Origin of the sequence: Ruminococcus sp. CAG:379, assembly GCF_000434255.1 — a bacterium.
GTDB classification, from domain to species: Bacteria; Bacillota; Clostridia; order Oscillospirales; family Ruminococcaceae; genus Ruminococcus_F; species Ruminococcus_F champanellensis.
Map to the genome: position 1 here is coordinate 33501 of NZ_FR894911.1, position 18472 is coordinate 51972.

The 18472-nt window shown below is 52.1% G+C and carries 15 protein-coding genes and 2 tRNA genes; 14 read left to right on the forward strand and 3 right to left on the reverse strand.

The features are described 5' to 3' along the window. Positions 1-72: 72 nt before the first annotated feature. From QVO51_RS07985 to QVO51_RS07995, 3 genes are all read left to right on the forward strand, one after another. Positions 73-1452, forward strand: coding sequence for a 3' terminal RNA ribose 2'-O-methyltransferase Hen1 (locus QVO51_RS07985; protein ID WP_022357966.1), 1380 nt, complete (start codon positions 73-75; stop codon positions 1450-1452). Continuing rightward, the gene (locus QVO51_RS07990) at positions 1443-4010 is read left to right on the forward strand and encodes a polynucleotide kinase-phosphatase (RefSeq protein WP_022357967.1); all 2568 of its coding nucleotides are present in this window, start codon (positions 1443-1445) and stop codon (positions 4008-4010) included. The genes QVO51_RS07985 and QVO51_RS07990 overlap by 10 nt, the downstream gene beginning before the upstream one ends. Positions 4011-4123: 113 nt before the next feature. After that, entirely contained in the window at positions 4124-4933 is an 810-nt protein-coding gene (locus QVO51_RS07995; protein WP_041326745.1) for a ZIP family metal transporter, read from the forward strand. A gap of 8 nt (positions 4934-4941) precedes the next feature. Here QVO51_RS07995 and sigG read toward each other — a convergent pair whose 3' ends face one another. Continuing rightward, entirely contained in the window at positions 4942-5715 is a 774-nt protein-coding gene (sigG, locus tag QVO51_RS08000; RefSeq protein ID WP_015558804.1) for an RNA polymerase sporulation sigma factor SigG, read from the reverse strand. 184 nt (positions 5716-5899) lie between these two features. Here sigG and QVO51_RS08005 point away from each other — a divergent pair, with 184 nt between their 5' ends. The 6 genes from QVO51_RS08005 (at position 5900) to QVO51_RS08030 (ending at position 13375) form a co-directional block, all read left to right on the forward strand. Continuing rightward, positions 5900-6334 (forward strand): GNAT family N-acetyltransferase, encoded by a 435-nt coding sequence (locus QVO51_RS08005; RefSeq protein WP_022357969.1) that lies wholly within the window; start codon positions 5900-5902, stop codon positions 6332-6334. A 109-nt stretch (positions 6335-6443) separates the two neighbouring features. After that, positions 6444-7958, forward strand: coding sequence for a hypothetical protein (locus tag QVO51_RS08010; protein ID WP_022357970.1), 1515 nt, complete (start codon positions 6444-6446; stop codon positions 7956-7958). Between the two features lie 169 nt (positions 7959-8127). Further along, positions 8128-8910, forward strand: a complete 783-nt coding sequence (locus QVO51_RS08015) for a transporter substrate-binding domain-containing protein (protein WP_015558807.1) — start codon at positions 8128-8130, stop codon at positions 8908-8910. Between the two features lie 23 nt (positions 8911-8933). After that, a complete protein-coding gene (locus QVO51_RS08020) occupies positions 8934-9635 on the forward strand; it encodes an amino acid ABC transporter permease (RefSeq protein ID WP_022357971.1) in 702 nt (233 codons plus the stop codon). Continuing rightward, positions 9622-10347, forward strand: coding sequence for an amino acid ABC transporter ATP-binding protein (locus QVO51_RS08025; protein WP_022357972.1), 726 nt, complete (start codon positions 9622-9624; stop codon positions 10345-10347). Before QVO51_RS08020 ends, QVO51_RS08025 begins: the two co-directional genes overlap by 14 nt. A 160-nt stretch (positions 10348-10507) precedes the next feature. Next, positions 10508-13375 carry a carbohydrate binding domain-containing protein gene (locus tag QVO51_RS08030; RefSeq protein WP_288168023.1) on the forward strand — a complete coding sequence of 956 codons (2868 nt, stop codon included), beginning with the start codon at positions 10508-10510 and terminating at the stop codon, positions 13373-13375. Between the two features lie 527 nt (positions 13376-13902). On the opposite strand, the gene QVO51_RS08035 is transcribed toward QVO51_RS08030, so the two are convergent. After that, positions 13903-13977, reverse strand: a tRNA-Glu gene (locus tag QVO51_RS08035). A gap of 1 nt (position 13978) precedes the next feature. After that, positions 13979-14055: transfer RNA gene (locus QVO51_RS08040), tRNA-Met, on the reverse strand. Between the two features lie 230 nt (positions 14056-14285). Between QVO51_RS08040 and QVO51_RS08045 the strand changes: the two genes are divergently transcribed. The 5 genes from QVO51_RS08045 to purE all read left to right on the forward strand — a co-directional run bounded on the left by QVO51_RS08045 (position 14286) and on the right by purE (position 18454). Further along, positions 14286-15155 carry an SPL family radical SAM protein gene (locus tag QVO51_RS08045; RefSeq protein WP_022357974.1) on the forward strand — a complete coding sequence of 290 codons (870 nt, stop codon included), beginning with the start codon at positions 14286-14288 and terminating at the stop codon, positions 15153-15155. 32 nt (positions 15156-15187) lie between these two features. Next, on the forward strand, positions 15188-15775 hold the full coding sequence (locus QVO51_RS08050; protein ID WP_022357975.1) for a flavin reductase family protein: 588 nt from the start codon (positions 15188-15190) through the stop codon (positions 15773-15775). A gap of 125 nt (positions 15776-15900) precedes the next feature. Next, complete coding sequence (locus tag QVO51_RS08055) at positions 15901-16875, forward strand: glycosyltransferase family 2 protein (protein ID WP_022357976.1); 975 nt, start codon at positions 15901-15903, stop codon at positions 16873-16875. Between the two features lie 54 nt (positions 16876-16929). Then, entirely contained in the window at positions 16930-17964 is a 1035-nt protein-coding gene (locus QVO51_RS08060; protein ID WP_022357977.1) for a hypothetical protein, read from the forward strand. Next, positions 17957-18454, forward strand: coding sequence for a 5-(carboxyamino)imidazole ribonucleotide mutase (gene purE, locus QVO51_RS08065; RefSeq protein ID WP_022357978.1), 498 nt, complete (start codon positions 17957-17959; stop codon positions 18452-18454). Before QVO51_RS08060 ends, purE begins: the two co-directional genes overlap by 8 nt. Positions 18455-18472: the final 18 nt, after the last annotated feature.

Consider the following 18472-nt stretch of genomic DNA (forward strand, 5'->3'; position numbering starts at 1 on the left):
CGCAGCTTTTTTTCCGTGATTTCCTCCCGGCAGTATGCTATACTGTCTACAGACGAAAAGGAGGAATCAATCATGCTATTGACGATTACATATACCGGGCAAAATGCCAGGGATCTGGGATATCTGTTGTATAAGCATCCGGATCGGACACAACAATTTACCCTGTCCTTTGGGAAAGTCTATGTATTTTATCCGGAGGCGTCCGATGACCGGACAACGGCGGCACTGCTGCTGGATATAGATCCCATTGACCTTGCCCGTGGAAAGGCAGGCTCAATGGAGGGCGGACTCTTTGACTATGTGAACGACCGTCCCTATGTGTCCTCATCCTTTCTGAGTACCGCTATTGCCCGGGTGTTCGGCTCCGCCATCCATGGGGTCTGCGACAAAAAACCGGAATTGGTACAGCAAAGACTGGCACTCAGTGCCTGGATTCATATGTTGCCCTGTCGGGGTGGAGAGACGCTTGCACGGGAACTGTTTGAGCCACTGGGCTATCAGGTAATGACCAAAAGCTATCTGCTGGATGAGCAGTTTCCGCAGTGGGGCATGAGCAGCTATCTGGATCTGGAGATCACCGGGCAGGTAACGTTGTCCCGGCTGCTGAATCATCTGTATGTACTGATTCCGGTGTTTGACCGGCAGAAGCATTACTTTGTGGGAGAGGATGAGATCAGTAAGCTATTGGCGCATGGCAAAGGCTGGCTGGAAACTCACCCGGCACGGGAGAAGATTACAAGCCGGTATTTCAGTATGCACAAAAGCTATGCCCGGCAGGCCATGAGCCTGCTGGAGGAGCATCCTACGGTGGATGCTGAAGAATCAGAGCCGGAGCAGATGCCCTGTGTGTCCCTGAATACAAAGCGGCTGGAGGCGGTGCGCAAGGCAGTGCTGGAAAGCGGGGCAGCCACCGTATTGGATCTGGGCTGCGGAGAGTGTAAGCTGACAAAGCTTTTGCTGGAGGAGTCCCAGATTAGGCGGATCACCGCTGCGGATGTGTCCATACAGGCACTGGAACGTGGCAAGTCCCGGCTGCGGCTGGAACGGATGCCACAGGCAAAGCGGGAGAAGCTGACTCTGATGCACGGATCGGCGGTGTACCGGGATCCCCGGTTTTCCGGCTTTGATGCTGCCTGTGTGGTGGAGCTGCTGGAGCATCTGGATCCGTTCCGGATCCCGGCGTTTGAACAGGTACTGTTTGCGCATGCAGCTCCGGGCACAGTGATCCTCACCACACCCAACCGGGAGTATAATGTAAAGTATCCGGCACTGAAGACTGGCGCGCTTCGGCATGGGGATCATCGCTTTGAGTGGACTCGACAGGAGTTTGCAGACTGGGCGGCGCATGTCTGTCGCAGTTATGGATATCAAGTGGTGTGCAGCGGCATCGGGGAGGAAGATCCCCAGGTGGGAGCACCGACACAGATGGGAGTGTTTACAAAATGCGTATAGAGATACCAGAGTTTTCCCTGGTTGCCCTGGTGGGCGCCACCTCCAGCGGAAAGAGTACCTTTGCGGCAAAGCATTTTCTGCCCACGGAGGTACTGTCCTCGGACGTATGCCGGGGAATCGTGTCCGATGACTGCAACGATCAGTCTGCAACGGAGGATGCCTTTGATCTATTGTATTATGCAGCACAGAAGCGGTTGAGCCGGATGAAAACCACTGTAATCGATGCCACCAATGTGCAGCAGTTTGCCCGGAAACGGATTTTGTCCCTTGCCAGGGAACAGCATGTTCACAGCGTTGCCATTGTGTTGAATCTGCCGGAAAAGACCCTGCTGGAGCGGAATGCCGCAGATCCCGGCAGGGGATATCCAGAGCGTGTGATCCGGCAGCATGTGCAGCAGCTGCGCAAAAGCATCCGCTCTTTGAAAAAAGAGGGCTTCCGGTTCGTGTATGTGCTGGATTCCCAGGAAGCCATCGACCAGGCGGAGGTCATCCGCACCAAGCTGTGGAACAACAAGAAGGAACTGCATGGTCCTTTTGATATCATCGGAGATGTACATGGCTGTCTGGCAGAGCTGAAACTCCTTCTGGATCAGCTGGGCTATGTGCCGGATCCAGATGGTATATATGTGCATCCCCAGGGCAGAATGGCTGCCTTTCTGGGGGATCTGTGTGACCGGGGGGCGGAAAATACAGGAGTTCTGCGGCTGGTGATGGGCATGGTATCCAAAGGAACAGCCCTGGCGGTACCCGGGAATCATGACGTCAAATTACTCAAATATTTACAGGGCGGTCGGGTGCAGCTGACCCACGGACTGGAGATCACAGCAGCCCAGCTGGATGGGGAAAGCGATGCCTTCCGCAGTCAGGTGCAGCAGTTCCTGGAGGGACTGGTGAGCCACTATGTGCTGGATGGTGGAAAACTGGTGATCGCCCATGCCGGCATCAAGGAGAAGTATATCGGCAGAGGCTCCGGCAGGATCCGGGATTTCTGCCTGTACGGAGATGTGAACGGAGAAACCGATGCATACGGACTGCCCGTCCGGGGAAACTGGGCGGTGGATTACCGGGGCAAGGCACTTGTAGTGTACGGGCATGTGCCCGGGGAGCAGGTGCGCTGGGAAAATCATACCTGTTGTATTGACACGGGCTGTGTATTCGGCGGCATGCTGACAGCGCTTCGGTATCCGGAGCAGGAAACCATTTCTGTACCTGCATTGCAGCAGTATGCAAAGCCTCTGAGAGCTTTACAGCCGGAGCCGGTGGAGCCGGGAACGGATACGCTTATGGTGCAGGATGTGCAGGGGCGTATGCAGTTGACCACCGGGTTGATCCCTTCCATCGTGATCGGTGAAGCACAGGCGGCAGCAGCCCTGGAGGCCATGAGCCGGTATGCGGCGGATCCCAAGTGGCTGATTTATCTGCCGCCCACCATGTCCCCCTGCAAGACCAGTCAGTTGCCGGAGTATCTGGAGCATCCCTTGGAGGCGTTTTCCTATTACCGGGAGCATGGCATCCGGCAGGTCATCTGTGAGAAAAAGCACATGGGTTCCCGGGCGGTAATCGTGCTGTGCCGGAACGCAGAAACTGCATCCAGCCGTTTTGGCGTGGAGGATGGTACCAGAGGCATTATCTATACCCGTACCGGCAGGCGCTTTTTTGAGAATGTACAAATGGAGCAGGCGGTACTGGATCGGTTGGATGCTGTGCTGATGAAAACCGGTTTCTGGATGGATTTTGCAACGGATTGGGTATGCCTGGACACAGAGCTGATGCCCTGGTCAGAGAAGGCCCAGACTCTGCTGCAGCGGCAGTATGCACCGGTAGGGGTTGCGGGGCGGAATGGTCTGGCAGCAGCAGTGGATGCTTTGGAGCAGACCTGCTGCCGACAGAATCATGCCTTTCGTGTGGATTCGCAGACCTCCGGACAGAATGCAGACCCACGGGCATTGCTGGAGCAGTACCGGGAAAAGCAGGATGCGCTGTGTCGGTATACGACGGCATACCGGGAGTACTGCTGGCAGGTGAACAGCGTGGAGGATCTGAAAATCGCACCCTTTCATTTGCTTGCCTGTGAAGGGCATGTGTTCTCGGATCGAACCAATTTGTGGCATATGGAAACTTTGAAGCAATACTGTACCGGGGTGGATCCGATTTTCATTGCAACGGATTATTTGCAGGTGGATACGGAGGACCCGGACAGCATCCAGGCCGGAGTGGATTGGTGGGTGGCATTGACCGGCAGCGGAGGAGAAGGCATGGTGGTGAAGCCGGAGCCATTTACGGCTATGCAGGAGCACACGCTGCTGCAGCCGGCGGTGAAATGCCGGGGCGCAGAGTACCTGCGTATCATTTATGGACCGGAGTACCGGACACCCGCCCACCTGGAGCGGCTGAAAAAGCGATCACTGAGCCGAAAGCGGAGCCTTGCACTGCGGGAGTTTGCCCTGGGCATGGAATCTTTGAACCGATTTGTGGCGAAGGAGCCTTTGCATCAGGTGCATGCCTGTGTATTCGGCGTGCTGGCGCTGGAGAGTGAGCCGGTGGATCCAAGACTATAATTGCTAATCAGAAACAAAGCCGCTTCCCACATGGGAGGCGGCTTTTCTGCACAGTTTTCATGGTGTGTCATACACTGGAATAGTGCCGGGCGTATCCGGCAGAATTGAGAGGAGTGAAGGCTGTGCAGAATTTTTCATACACAACCCTGGCATTGTTTGCGACCCTGTTTACCTGGTCATTGACTGCTCTGGGTGCTGTCAGCGTTGTGTTTTTCAAGAATGTAAATAAAAACTGGATGGACGGCATGCTTGGCTTTGCAGGGGGCGTTATGATCGCTGCATCCTTCTGGTCCTTGCTTTCCCCGGCCATTGATATGGCGGAGAGCCTGGAGATGACCCCTTGGCTTGTGGCATTGGCAGGGTTTCTAGGAGGCGGCTTGCTGCTGTTTGGGGGAGATAAGCTGTACAGCAGGCTGGAGCGTTCTCCCAAGCTGTCCGGCAAGCTTAATCGTTCTAGCAAGTGGAAACGCTGTCTGATGCTGGTGTTTTCCATTACCCTGCACAACATTCCGGAGGGGCTAGCAGTGGGGGTTGCCTTCGGTTCCCTGACCTATGATCTGGAGGGGGCAACCATTCTCACTGCCTTCATGCTGGCACTGGGCATCGGCATTCAGAACCTGCCGGAGGGCATGGCAGTCAGCGTTCCCCTGCGCCGGGAGGGCTTGTCCCGGGGTAAGGCGTTTTTCCTTGGTCAGCTCAGCGGTATCGTGGAGCCCATTTCCGGCGTGCTGGGCGCATTGCTGGTGCTGAAGGTGCGCATGGCGCTGCCCTTTCTGCTGGCATTCGCTGCGGGGGCTATGATCTATGTGGTGGTGGAAGAACTGATCCCGGAGAGCCAGACCAATGAAAACAAAAACTACATGGCGCTTGCTACTATGGTGGGCTTTTCCTGCATGATGGTGCTGGATGTGGCGCTGGGTTAAGGCGTGCCTTAAACGTCTCCCTTGATCTGGTTCAACGCCCCCTTTTCCAGCCGGGATACCTGCGCCTGAGAAATGCCGATCTCCTGGGCGACCTCCACCTGGGTCTTGCCCTGAAAGAAACGCAGATACAGGATCCGCTTTTCCCTGGGCTGTAATGCCTTGATGGCATCCCGCAGTGCGATTTCATCCAGCCAGCTGTCCACGCTGTTCTGATCGCTGATCTGATCCAGTACATACAGCGTGTCTCCGGCATCTGAGTAAACCGGCTCGTACAGCGAAACCGGATCCGTTACGCTTTCCAGTGCCAGTACCACATCACTGCGCTTGGCGTCAATGCGCTTTGCGATTTCATCCATGGTGGGCTCCTTCTGCTGCTCGGCAGTCAGTTGTTCCTTGGCCTGCATGGCTTTGTATGCCAGATCCCGCAGAGAGCGGCTGACCTTAATGTGATTATAATCCCGCAGGAATCGGCGCAGCTCTCCGCTGATCATGGGTACGCAGTATGTGGAAAACCGCACCTCCTTGGACAGGTCAAAATTGTTGATGGCTTTGATCAGACCGATCACGCCGATCTGGAACAGATCATCAATATCTTCCCCTCTGCCGGCAAAGCGCTGGATCACGCTGAGCACCAGCCGCAGGTTGCCGTTGATCAGCTTGTCCCGTGCTTCCTTGCTGCCGGTGCGCTGGATCTCCCGCAGCAGTTCGATTTTTTCGCTTTCCTTGAGTACTGTCAGCTTCGAGGTGTTGATTCCGGAGATGATAACCTTCTGATACGCCATGCCGAACCCTCCGTTTTCTTTCTTTGGGCAGTATCCTGCGCGCATTGCAGGATACTGCACGGTCTTAGTATGGCTCTGTCGTATCCTTCATAAACGGATATGCGCAGGAGAAACCACAAGAAAAATCTTCCTCGTTGACATCCTGCGGCGGACATGCTATAATGGCGACAAAGGAGATGAGATTATGGTGCGGGAGGCAAAACAGGAGGATCTGCAGGGGCTGCTGCAATTGTACCTGTGTCTGCATGAAACCGCAGTACCGGAGGAATCGGAACGACTGCATGCAGTCTGGCAGCAGATCCTGGGGGATCCTATGCATCATGTGCTGGTGTATGATGCGGAGGACAGAATCGTGTCCTCCTGCGTCTGTCTGATCGTGCCGAATCTCACCCGGGGACTGCGCCCCTATGGGTTGATCGAAAATGTGGTGACGCTGGATGGATTCCGGGGCAGGGGATACGCTTCCGCCTGCCTTGCATATGCAAGGGAAATTGCCATCGAGAACCATTGCTATAAGCTCATGCTGATGACCGGCTCCAAGCAGGAGCGTACCCTGGAGTTCTATCGGCGTGCCGGTTATAACGCAGCGGATAAGACCGGCTTTGTGCAGTGGCTCTGATGGAGGATTCATCTGGATTTTTCATGAAAAGTGCTTTACTTTTCATCCGACGTATGCTATAATTACTTTGTTTGTTGCTTATCACGTCGATTTAGGAGGAATCGGAGATATGGATGAAAAAAAAGATATTAACGTTACACTTCAAATGGAACAGGAAGGAAAATCCGAGGTTGTAATATCCGTGTTCAGTATCTGGAGAGGACTCAAGCGGTTCTTTATTCTTTGGATTGCCGCTGCCATTCTGTTGGGCATCTTCTCTATTCTGTTCAGCGCACTGTTTGCTTCTGACCAGAATAAGCGCACCTCTGCTTTGGTGAGCTTTACCTATAAGGGCATCGAACAGGGCAAGGATCCTGCTGGAAAGGATTTTAATGTAAAGGATAGTCTCTGCAATCCGGAGGTGATCCAGAATGCCCTGACCCAGCTTGGTCGCCCGACTGATGAGCTGGAGTCCGTTCGTGCCGGTCTGAGCGTAAATGGTATCATTCCATCAGATGCGATGGATCGGATCATCACCTACCAGAATGTGTACCAAAATGCAACCAATGGTGCACTGGCTGCTGCACAGGCTATGCTGGATGTATCCTATTATTCCACACAGTACCAGGTTATTTTTGACTATAGCGATACCAGCTACAGCAGTGATGAGGCTGTACAGGTTCTGAATCAGATGCTGGATTGCTACCGGAGCTATTTCTTTGAGGTTTACGGCTACAACAAGGCGCTGGGCAGCGCCATTGCAGCAATTGATTACAGCACATACGACTATGCAGAAGCAGTAGATGTGTTCAGCACCACACTGACTACGCTGGCAGATTATCTGGATCAGCTGGCTGAGGAGGATACCACCCGGTTCCGTTCCAACAAGACCGGCTACACCTTTGCTGACCTGTCTTCTGCCGTGGAGACCATTGAAAGCATGGATTTGGATCTGATCTCCTCCTACATTACAGTCAACAATGTAACCAAGGATCGGCAGGCGCTGATGACCTATTATCAGTACCGGGTGGATTCACTCAGGCGGAAGAGAAACATTTCCCAGGAGCGGTTGGATACCATTACAGAATCCATCGACAAGTACGAAAAGGACAGCATTCTGATTTTCGGCAATGGCACGGACAATGTAAACACCACTTATACCCAAGCATCTGAGCAGTATGACAAGCTGATCAGCCAGAAGATCTCCGCACAGAAGGAAGTGTCCACTGCTACACAGCAGATCGACTTCTTTGAAACTCGGATTGAAGCGCTGGAGGATCGTTCAGCTGCATCCAGGGAAAAGATGGAGCGGGTTGAAAAGGATCTGGCTGACCTGAACGAAAAGGTCAATAAGCTGCTGGATGATGTCAATGCCACTTCGGATGAATACTACGAAAACGTTGCCTTTGGAAACGCTTATAACGTTCTGGTTCCTGCATCCAGTTCTGCTATGGGCTTTATCCGGAGTCTGATCAACGGGGCTATGAAGCCGGCGGTCATTCTGGAGGCTGTGGCATTGCTGGTATACCTGTGTGCAGCGTTTATATACGGTCTGCGCCTGGAGAAGGGCAAACTGCCGGAAGCGGAGACAAAGCCTGAGGAAAAGTCCACTGAGAAGCAGACAGAGAAAAAGGCAAAATCCTAGGCGCATTTGGATTGAGGAAGGATCAGCTCTGATGGGCAGATCCTTCTTTTTATGCCGGCTGTTGCGATAAACCTGCAAAAATCAGCAAGTTTATATTGCTTTTTTCTGCTGTGTGCGTTATAATAAAACAATAGGCATGTTCAACGAAAAATTGAAAGGAATGTTTCACATGAAAAAGACAACTGCACTTCTGACTGCCGGCATGCTGCTGGTACTTTCCCTGACAGGCTGCGGTGTGCCTGCGAACACGGTGTTTAAGGCTGAGGATCTGGAGGGCAAGACCATTGGCGCACAGTTGGGTACCACTGGTTATACCTTTGCAGAAACTGAGGTCAAGGATGCCAAGGTTGAGCCTTACAACAAGGGCGCTGATGCGGTGCAGGCACTGAAGCAGGGCAAGGTGGATGCAGTCCTCATTGACAGCGAGCCGGCGAAGATCTTCGTAGAAAAGAATGATACCCTGCGGATCCTGGACGATCCATTTGTCCAGGAGGATTACGCAATCGCATACAAGAAGGGCAACGATGAACTGGGCAAGAAGCTGGATGATGCACTGACCAAGCTCAAGAATGACGGCACTTTGGACGAAATCGTGAAGCACTGGATCGGCGATGAGGCTGACCGTGTTTCTTACACACCGGACTCCAGCGTTTCCCGGGACAACGGTACTTTGAAGATGGCTACCAACGCTGAGTTTGCGCCCTATGAAAGCATGAGCGGCGACAAGGTAGTAGGCATTGATCCGGATATTATGCAGGCTGTCTGCGATGAGCTGGGCATGACTCTGGAGATCGAGAACATGGACTTTGATGCGGTGCTCGCTGCTGTAGAATCCGGTAAAGCTGACGTAGGCGTGGCTGGTCTTTCTGTAACACCGGATCGGGAAAAGAGCGTATCCTTTACACAGGGCTATGCAACCTCCACACAGGTTATTATCGTTCGCAAGGACTAATAAAACGCAGGGAGTAAGGCGGCATGCATATTTTTGGAGATTTACCGGATGCCCTGTCGAATACCTTCTTAAAGGATGATCGATGGAAGTATCTGACTGATGGCTTGTCCACTACGCTGATCGTCACGTTTTTTGCCGTGATCCTTGGCATGGTTCTGGGATTTCTGATTGCCATTGTCCGTGCCACCCACGACAAAAACGGGAAGCTGGGCGTATTGAATTTTTTTGCAAAGGTGTATTTAACGGTGATTCGGGGCACGCCGGTTGTGGTGCAGCTGCTGATCCTGTATTTCATTATTTTTGCAACGGTCAACATTGACAAAACTCTGGTGGCGATCCTTGCATTTGGACTGAATTCTGCCGCCTATGTGGCGGAGATCGTCCGCTCCGGCATTATGTCCATTGACAACGGACAGTTTGAAGCCGGCGCAAGCCTGGGCTTGAATTATTCCAAAACCATGCTCTGCATCATCCTGCCCCAGGCGTTTAAGAACATTCTGCCGGCGCTTGCCAACGAGTGTATCGTATTGCTGAAAGAGACCTCCGTTGCCGGATATATTGCTCTGGTGGATCTGACCAAGGGCGGAGATATTATCCGCAGTCAGACCTATGAGGCGTTCCTGCCCTTGATCGCCGTGGCAATTATCTACCTGGTAATGGTTATGTTTCTGAGCGCTATGGTATCCAAGCTGGAAAGGAGGCTGGCAAAGAGTGATCGAGGTTAAGAATCTGGAAAAATCCTTTGGAGATTTGCATATCCTCAAGGGCATTACCACCACCATTGAAAAAGGTGAAAAAGTTGTCATCATCGGTCCCTCTGGATCCGGTAAAAGTACATTTTTACGCTGCTTGAACCGGTTGGAGCAGCCTACCTCCGGACAGATTCTCTTTGAGGGACAGGATCTGACTGCCATGTCTGATAAGCAGCTTTATGTGGTCCGGGAAAAAATGGGCATGGTGTTTCAGCACTTCCATTTGTTTCCTCATCTGACCATCCAGAAGAATATTACGCTTGCGCCGGTCAAGCTCAAGCTTATGACCCAGATCGAGGCAGACGAGAAGGCATCCATGCTGCTGAAAAAGGTGGGGCTTTCTGATAAAGCAAAGCAGTATCCGGGGCAGCTTTCCGGCGGTCAGAAGCAGCGGATCGCCATCGCCCGTGCTCTTGCTATGAACCCGGACGTGATGCTTTTTGATGAGCCAACCTCTGCTCTGGATCCGGAGATGGTTGGCGAGGTTCTGGCGCTGATGCGGGAGCTTGCGGAGGATGGCATGACCATGGTGGTCGTGACCCACGAAATGGGCTTTGCCCGGGAGGTTGCCTCCCGTGTTATGTTCATGGACGGGGGGAAGATCATGGAGGAAAATACACCTCAGATATTCTTTGATCATCCGGAGAATCCAAGACTCCGGGAGTTTCTGTCCAAGGTTTTATAAGTTATGCATAAATGGCTATGAATCTATGCAGATCATAGCCATATTTTTATACAAGAATCTGCGTTTTGTCCACCATTTCGCTGTTTTGTGGGTTTACAAACATTCATAAATTGTTTACAATAGATACACATATAAGTTGAGGGGGAGTATATCTATGTCAATGCAACAGAAACTGAAGGCATCATTGTCAGTTCTGCTGGCGGCAACTATGCTGACATCGGCTCTGGCGGTCATGCCTGAAACAGAACCAAGCGTTTATGCGGCGGATACCGTTGTGGTGAACACCGGCAAGGAGTATCAGACCATTGACGGTTTTGGCGGCATGAATCATCCGGAGTGGACTGGCAGTGACTTGACCGATGCACAGCGTCAGAAGGCATTCGGCAATGGGAAAGACGAGCTGGGTTTTACGATCCTGCGTATTTTCGTAAACCCGGACAGCAATCAGTGGAACAAGGCAGCACCCACTGCGAAGTTCGCTTCTCAGCATGGTGTCAAGGTTTTTGCGTCACCCTGGGAGCCGCCTTCCAACCTGGCGGAATCCGACAGCAATGGGGGCAAGCTGCATTTGCCCAAGTCCAACTATACCGCCTATGCCCAGCATCTGAACAACTTCGGCAACTATATGAAGAACCAGGGCGTGGATCTGTATGCGATCTCCGTTCAGAATGAGCCGGATTACGCATCCGAGTGGACCAGATGGTCAACGGACGAAACCACGGACTTCCTGGCAAACTATGCGGACAAGATCACCAGCACCAGAGTCATGTCTCCGGAGTCCTTTCAGTATGCGCCTGAGACCGCATCCTGGGTCAAAGACGGAGGCAAGAAGTACTATACCAAGATCTTGAACAACCAGAAAGCATTTGCAAACTGTGATCTGTTCGGAACTCATTTCTATGGCACCCAGAGAGCCTGGATGGATTTCCCGGCACTGGAGAGCTGCGGGAAGCCTATCTGGATGACAGAGGTTTATGTACCCAACAGTTCTTCCGATGCAGATACCTGGCCGGAGGCGCTGGATGTGGCTGAGAATATCCACAACGGCATGACTGTGGGCAATATGAGTGCGTATGTTTGGTGGTATATCCGCCGCTCTTATGGCCCTATGAAGGAAAATGGAAACATTTCTAAGCGGGGCTATATGATGGCACAGTATTCTAAGTTTGTCCGTCCCGGGGATGTGCGGATTGACGCAACCGAGCAGCCTACCCAGAACGTATTTGTCTCTGCATACAAGAACGATGCGGATCAGGTTACCATCGTTGCAGTAAATAAGACAACCAGCGAATACAACCAGAGTTTCTCCATGGGCTCCGGTGAAAGCATCTCCGGCGTTACCCGGTACCGCAGTTCCGGTTCTGAGAATCTGGCAAAGAGCGAGATCAGCTTTAACGGCACAGGTTTTGCGGCGCAGCTGCCTGCACAGAGTGTGTCCACCTTTGTTGTAGACCTGGGCTCTGCAAATACGGATCCGGATGAAAACGGCTGGTACTTCCATGATGAATTTGAAGCGGACACCTGCTCCTGGGAGGGAAGAGGCGCTGCCGGCGTTATGACCAGCGGCAGAACCAACTATGCTGGCAAGGAAGCCCTGTTGGTACAGGACAGAACCGCTGCATGGAACGGTGCGACCAAGGCATTGAACGCTAAAGCATTTGTTCCCGGCAAGGAGTATAGCTTCAGCGCCAATGTGTCCTACTTTGACGGAGATCTGACGGATACATTTTACTTAAAACTCCAGTATACAGATGCCAACGGAGATACCCAGTATGACAGTATTGCAACGGCAAAAGGTGTACAGGGCAAGTGGGTACAGCTTGCCAACACCAATTACACCATTCCAGCAGGCGCAAAGGATATGCAGATCTATGTGGAAACAGCAGATACCACTAACAATTTCTACATTGATGAAGCTATTGGAGCTGTTGCAGGCACGGTGATTCCTGGTGCAGGCGCAATCGATGTGCCGGAGACATTGATCCCCGGTGATATAAACCTGGATGGAGTCATTGACGGCTTTGATCTGGCTGCTGCAAAGCGTGGTTTGGCAGCAGGCGGATTTGACAATGTATTCTCCGCAAAGGTGGCTGACGTAAACAAGAGCACAGTATTCGATGCAGAGGATGTTCAGGAGCTTTCTTCCTTTCTGCTGAAAAAGACCACTGCTTTTACTGACCAGACTCCGCCGGAGCCGGAAAAGAAGGCATACACCATGCAGGAATATACGGATATGATTTCTAAAATGGTTGTAGAAAAAGAGCCGGATGCATCCCACAATGAACAAGCTGGCGTACAGTATGGTACAGTAAAATCCGGCAGCTATTATTCCACAACTTGCAAGCGCAACAAGCCTTACAACATTTTGTTGCCTGCAAATTATTCCTCCAGCAAGAAGTATCCGGTGCTGTATTGCATGCACGGTTACTGGGAGAATCAGGACAGAATGATTATCAAGGGCAACGGTACCATGTATACCAGACAGATCATTGGAAACGCCATTGCAGCTGGTGATGCTGAGGATATGATTGTGGTGTTCCCCTACATTTACTCCAGCGCAACCCAGGATAGCTGCTCCGCTATGGATGATGCCAACAATGCGGCATACGACAACTTTATCAACGATCTGGTGGTGGATCTGATGCCCCACATTGAAAGCACCTACAGTGTGAAAACCGGTCGGGACAACACAGCCATTACCGGTTTCTCCATGGGCGGCAGAGAATCTCTGTTGATTGGTATGAAGCGCTCCGATCTGTTTGGCTATGTAGGCGCAATTTGCCCGGCTCCTGGTGTAACCGGCGCATTCAAGTGGAACAGTGACGAGGAAGCACCTCACCTGCTGTTTATTACCGCCGGCAGCAATGACACGGTGGTTTACTCCAACCCGGAGAACTATCATAACAACTTTACCAAAAACGGTGTACCCCACATCTGGCACTATGTGAACGGCGGATATCATGGGGATAACTCCATTCATGCGCATATGTACAATTTTGTAAGGGCCATTTTCAAGACCGAGTCTTGAGTAAGATTTCGTTCAGCATGCCCGTGGCAAGCAGTTTTCAGCTGCATGTAAAACCATAATAAAAGCAAATCGCACCACTTGAAATCGATCGAATGGATCGGTTTTGGGTGGTGCTTTGTGCATATGTTGTATTTTTTCTCAGAATTTTTCGCATTTTCTATTGCATTTTTCCTTGTGACGTGTTATAATACTGGAAAACGAACACATTATAGGAAGATAGAGTTGGATTTTACAAAAAAATAAAGCCTCCGAAGAGGCTTTATTTTTTCACACACTGTGAATTCGCCGTAGCGATACGTTCGCTGAAAGCTTATTTGAACTTGTAGTGCAGTTTAAGATGGTAATCTAACTCGAAAGCAAACGCACCAACCGGGCGATGTGTTTGAGAATAGTGTAGTTGAGAAATGTAAAAAAGCTTTGTCCGTTGAAAATATCCGAATAGCGGACAAGTAGCGGACAAACCCTATTTTCACTGTAAAAGAAAAACTCGGAAACAACGTATCTACGCTGTTTCCGAGAATGCATAATGGTGACCCGTACGGGAATTGAACCCATGATTCCGCCGTGAAAGGGCGGTGTCTTAACCTCTTGACCAACGGGCCATGGTAGCGGCAATTGGACTCGAACCAACGACACCCTGGGTATGAACCAAGTGCTCTAGCCACCTGAGCTATGCCGCCATTTTTACTATGCCGCACGTTCTTTGTAACTGCGACTATGTTATTATACTACACGATGCGTCAAAAGTCAACCCTTCTGTGCATACTTTCTTGAATTTATATAGTCTGTATGTTATTTTCAACATACAGACTATTATTATGCACGTAGCGCTTATAATTTTTAGATTTTTTTCAGATGCTTGTGATTTTTCAAAAAATAGTGTAAGCTTAAATGGAGAGGGGGTCTGTGTATGCACATGCGGCGTGTCAAGGGAATTTTGTCTCAGTCAAACGGGATGAATCTGTACCGGGGCTGTACCCACGGCTGTATTTACTGCGATGCCAGAAGTACCTGTTATCAGATGGATCACCCATTTGAGGACGTGGAGGTCAAGGAGAATGCGGTAGAACTGCTGGAAGATGCCTTGCGCAGAAAACGACATCGTTGTATGATCAGAACCGGCAGTATGTCGGATCCCTATATTCCCCTGGAGCAGCAGCTATGCCATATGCGCCGTTGCCTGGAGCTGATCCAGCGCTACGGCTTCGGTGTTACTTTTCAGACAAAGTCACCGGATTTTCTCCGGGATATTGACCTGATGGAGCAGATCAACCATGTTACAAAATGTGTGGTACAGATGACCATTACTACCTACGACGATGCCCTTTGCCGGATTCTGGAGCCATGTGTAGCCCCCACCAGTGCCAGACTGGCGGCGCTGCATGCATGTCGGAAACGGGGGATCCCCACAGTGGTGTGGCTGACGCCTTTGCTGCCCTACATCAATGATACGCCGGAGAATCTGCGCTCAATTTTGCGAGCCTGCCGGGATGCAGGGGTGTGGGGAATTCTTTCCTTTGGCATGGGTCTGACGTTACGGGAGGGGAACCGGGAATATTATTACCGGAAGCTGAATCAGCATTTTCCGGGTCTGAAGGAGCAGTATCAGCGTGTTTACGGCAACGTCTATGAGTTGCCCAGTCCCCATGCGGATGACTTGTATCGGATTTTCTGGGAGGATTGCCGCCGCTATGGAATCTGTACGGATCAGCAGCAGATCTTTGCATATCTGCATGCATTTGAAGACAAACAGGCAGGGGTGCAGCTGTCCTTGTTTTGAGGCTGCATGCTGTCTAAAGAAAGGAGAACTAGATGGGTAAAGTATTTTGGGAGGGCAGTGCGCTGCTGGCACCGGTGCCTCCCGCATTGGTGACCTGCGGTACTATGGAGGAACCAAATGTGCTGACTATTGCCTGGACGGGGATCATCTGCACCCGGCCGGCTATGACCTATATATCCGTCCGGCCAAGCCGGTATTCCTACGGACTGATCCGGCAGACTGGCGAGTTTGCCATCAATCTGACTCCCTCCAGATTGGTGAAGGCTGCGGATTTTTGCGGAGTACGCAGCGGTGCCCAGGCGGACAAGTTTGCGCAGTGCGGTCTGCATCCGCTGCCGGCACAGAGGATCTCTGCGCCCATTCTGGAGGAATGTCCGGTGGCGCTGGAGTGCCGGGTGACGGAAAGCCGTCTGCTGGGAACCCACGAGCTGTTTCTGGCAGAGATTCTGGGGGTGGACGTGGATGAACAATATCTGGATAGTAAGGGCGGGCTGAATTTGCAGCAGTGTGGTCTTGCGGCATATGCGCACGGAGAGTACTTTGCATTGGGCAGAAAACTGGGAGATTTCGGATTTTCCGTTCGGAAAAGGAAGCGGAGTTCGGATCAGATGAGCAAATAGACCGTAGGTTTTGACAAAAAACAAAAAAGCCCTTGCTTTTTTGTCCGTTTTGGGGTATTATATAATAGTATTTTTATGGGTGGGCTGTCTGCGTTCCGGCGCATCCAGCAGTAAGGAGGAATCGTGTGAAGAAGCTTTCGATCATCGTGCCCTGCTACAATGAGGAAGAGGTGCTTCCTCTATTTTACGCAGAGATCACGAGGGTGATGGACGAAATGAAGCGCACTTACGCCGAACTGACGTTTGAACTGCTGTTCATCGATGACGGCTCAAGGGACAAGACGCTGACGCAGTTGCGGGAGCTTGCCACCAAGGACCAGCGGGTACGGTACATATCCTTTTCCCGCAATTTCGGCAAGGAGGCCGGTATGTTTGCCGGTCTGGAGAATGCAACAGGGGACTTTGTTGTGGTGATGGATGCGGACTTGCAGCATCCGCCGTCCTTCCTGCCTGAGATGTACAGCTATGTACGGGACGGAGAATACGACTGCGCCACTACCCGACGGGTCAGCCGGAAGGGCGAATCCAAGGTGCGTTCCTGGTTCGCACGGAAATTCTACCGGATCATGAACAAGATCTCCCAGACAGAGATCGTGGACGGAGCGCAGGATTTCCGTTTTATGAGCCGACAGATGGTGGATGCCATTCTGTCCATGCGGGAGTACAATCGTTTCTCCAAGGGCATTTTCAGCTGGGTGGGCTTCAAGACCAAGTATATCGAGTACGAGAACGTAGAGCGTGCCGCCGGGACAACGGCGTGGTCGTTCTGGAGCTTGTTCCGGTATTCTCTGGAGGGCATTTTTGCCTTTTCCACAGCCCCCCTGGCGATCGCTTCGGTGCTGGGGCTTGTCAGCTGTGTGATCGCATTTCTGATGATGATCTGGATCATTATCAAGACTCTGGCGTTCGGAGAAGCTGTAGCAGGTTTCCCGTCCATCATGTGTGCGATCTTTCTGCTGGGCGGTTTGCAGCTGTTCTGCATTGGTGTGCTGGGGCAGTATTTGTCCAAGACCTACCTGGAAACCAAGCAGCGTCCTATTTACATCGTGCGTGAAACGGAGCAGATCTATCAGGAAAGAAAGGCAGAGCACCAGGATTAGGACACAGCTGATGGGTGTTTTGCATGATGGGCATGGGGCAAAGGAGGAACGGGTGTGACACGGCGGATACGGCTTCTGATGCTGGTGCTGGCAGTCGTGATCGTAGCGCTGGGAACCGGACTGATCAAACTGAATCTGGACACCACCCAGGATACCGGTGACAGCAAAACCACACAGCCTGCCGGCCGTGAGGGATATTACATCTTTCAGGACGATGACACCGGACTGTATGGTGTGCGGAATGAAAACGATCGTGTGCTGGTGGATGCGGAATGGAATTCTCTGTCTTTTTCCGGAGAGCAGACGCTGCTTGTTTCTCGCAGAACAGGCGGTGCCCTGCGGTACGGCATGATCCAGATCAACGAAAACGTGCGGATTCCCTTTGCATACAGCTCCATCACGCCTCTGACCGGACAGATCCTTGCGGCAGTGACAGCAGAGGATGAAAAAACCATTCTTTATAACACCGAAGGACAGCAGCTGCTTTCTCAGGCATGGGACAGCTGCGTGGCTGAGGATGGAGTTCTGCGTCTCATGTCCGGCACGGCACAGTATACCGCAGAAGTCAGCGGCAGTACCATTCGCATGACGGCAGTTACCATGCGCACGGTACTGGCAGGAGAGCCACTGTACTTTTCCTTTGACGCTGAGGATCTGGCAGGGGTGGAAAGCTATACGGTGCTGGCGCAGCTGGCGCAGCTTTCTCACCAGTATCTGAAAGCGATGCTGCGGCAGGATTACAGCGATGTTTACAGCATTACTGCGGCGGATTCCTACAGTGCGGTCATCGATGAACACCGGATGCAGAACCGGTATTTTACCTCCATGACCCTGCTGGATACGGAGTGGGACGAAAGCGATCCGGTGCTGCGCTACGCCTGCACCTTCCGGTTCTGCTATCGGCTGAAAACGGATTCGGGAGTGGTGCCCCAGGCTTCTAACCTGATCCTGCGGATGCGGCGGGATGCGGACGGGCTTTTGCTGCTGTACAGCGTGGAGGAGCAGCCGGTGGATATGCAGACCGGTCAGGTGATTATGGATTCAACGAAAGGAGCGGACGAGCAATCGTCCGGAAGAAAGTATGAGTAAAGTAGCAGTTATTATGGGAAGCGACAGTGACTTCCCGGTTGTCAAGGCAGCCATTGAAGAATTGAAGGCATTTGGTGTGGCATATGAGGTGCATGTGATGTCCGCACACCGGACTCCCGAGCAGGCAGCTGCTTTTGCAAAGGCGACCTGTGACAATGATGTAGATGTGATCATTGCGGCGGCAGGCAAGGCAGCTCACCTGGCAGGGGTACTGGCAGCCCATACGGTCAAGCCGGTCATCGGCATTCCGGTGAAATCCTCAACCCTGGATGGGCTGGATGCTTTACTGGCGACTGTACAGATGCCCAGCGGTATTCCGGTGGCGACAGTTGCCATTGATGGGGCTGCCAATGCTGCGATTCTGGCAGTACAGATGCTGGCACTTTCGGATCCGGCACTGAAGGAACAGCTCATTGCCCGGAAAGCAAAGATGGAGGCTGGCGTTCTGGAAAAGGACAAGGCGATGCAGGAGCGGGTTGCAGCACTGTAATCCTGCACGGAATCATGG

Coding starts and splice junctions, on each gene's coding strand:
- QVO51_RS07985 (WP_022357966.1), top strand. CDS start 73: ATGCTATTGACGATTACATATACCGGGCAAAATGCCAGGGATCTGGGA.
- QVO51_RS07990 (WP_022357967.1), top strand. CDS start 1,443: ATGCGTATAGAGATACCAGAGTTTTCCCTGGTTGCCCTGGTGGGCGCC.
- sigG (WP_015558804.1), bottom strand. CDS start 5,715: ATGGCGTATCAGAAGGTTATCATCTCCGGAATCAACACCTCGAAGCTG.
- QVO51_RS08005 (WP_022357969.1), top strand. CDS start 5,900: ATGGTGCGGGAGGCAAAACAGGAGGATCTGCAGGGGCTGCTGCAATTG.
- QVO51_RS08010 (WP_022357970.1), top strand. CDS start 6,444: ATGGATGAAAAAAAAGATATTAACGTTACACTTCAAATGGAACAGGAA.
- QVO51_RS08015 (WP_015558807.1), top strand. CDS start 8,128: ATGAAAAAGACAACTGCACTTCTGACTGCCGGCATGCTGCTGGTACTT.
- QVO51_RS08020 (WP_022357971.1), top strand. CDS start 8,934: ATGCATATTTTTGGAGATTTACCGGATGCCCTGTCGAATACCTTCTTA.
- QVO51_RS08030 (WP_288168023.1), top strand. CDS start 10,508: ATGCAACAGAAACTGAAGGCATCATTGTCAGTTCTGCTGGCGGCAACT.
- QVO51_RS08045 (WP_022357974.1), top strand. CDS start 14,286: ATGCACATGCGGCGTGTCAAGGGAATTTTGTCTCAGTCAAACGGGATG.
- QVO51_RS08050 (WP_022357975.1), top strand. CDS start 15,188: ATGGGTAAAGTATTTTGGGAGGGCAGTGCGCTGCTGGCACCGGTGCCT.
- purE (WP_022357978.1), top strand. CDS start 17,957: ATGAGTAAAGTAGCAGTTATTATGGGAAGCGACAGTGACTTCCCGGTT.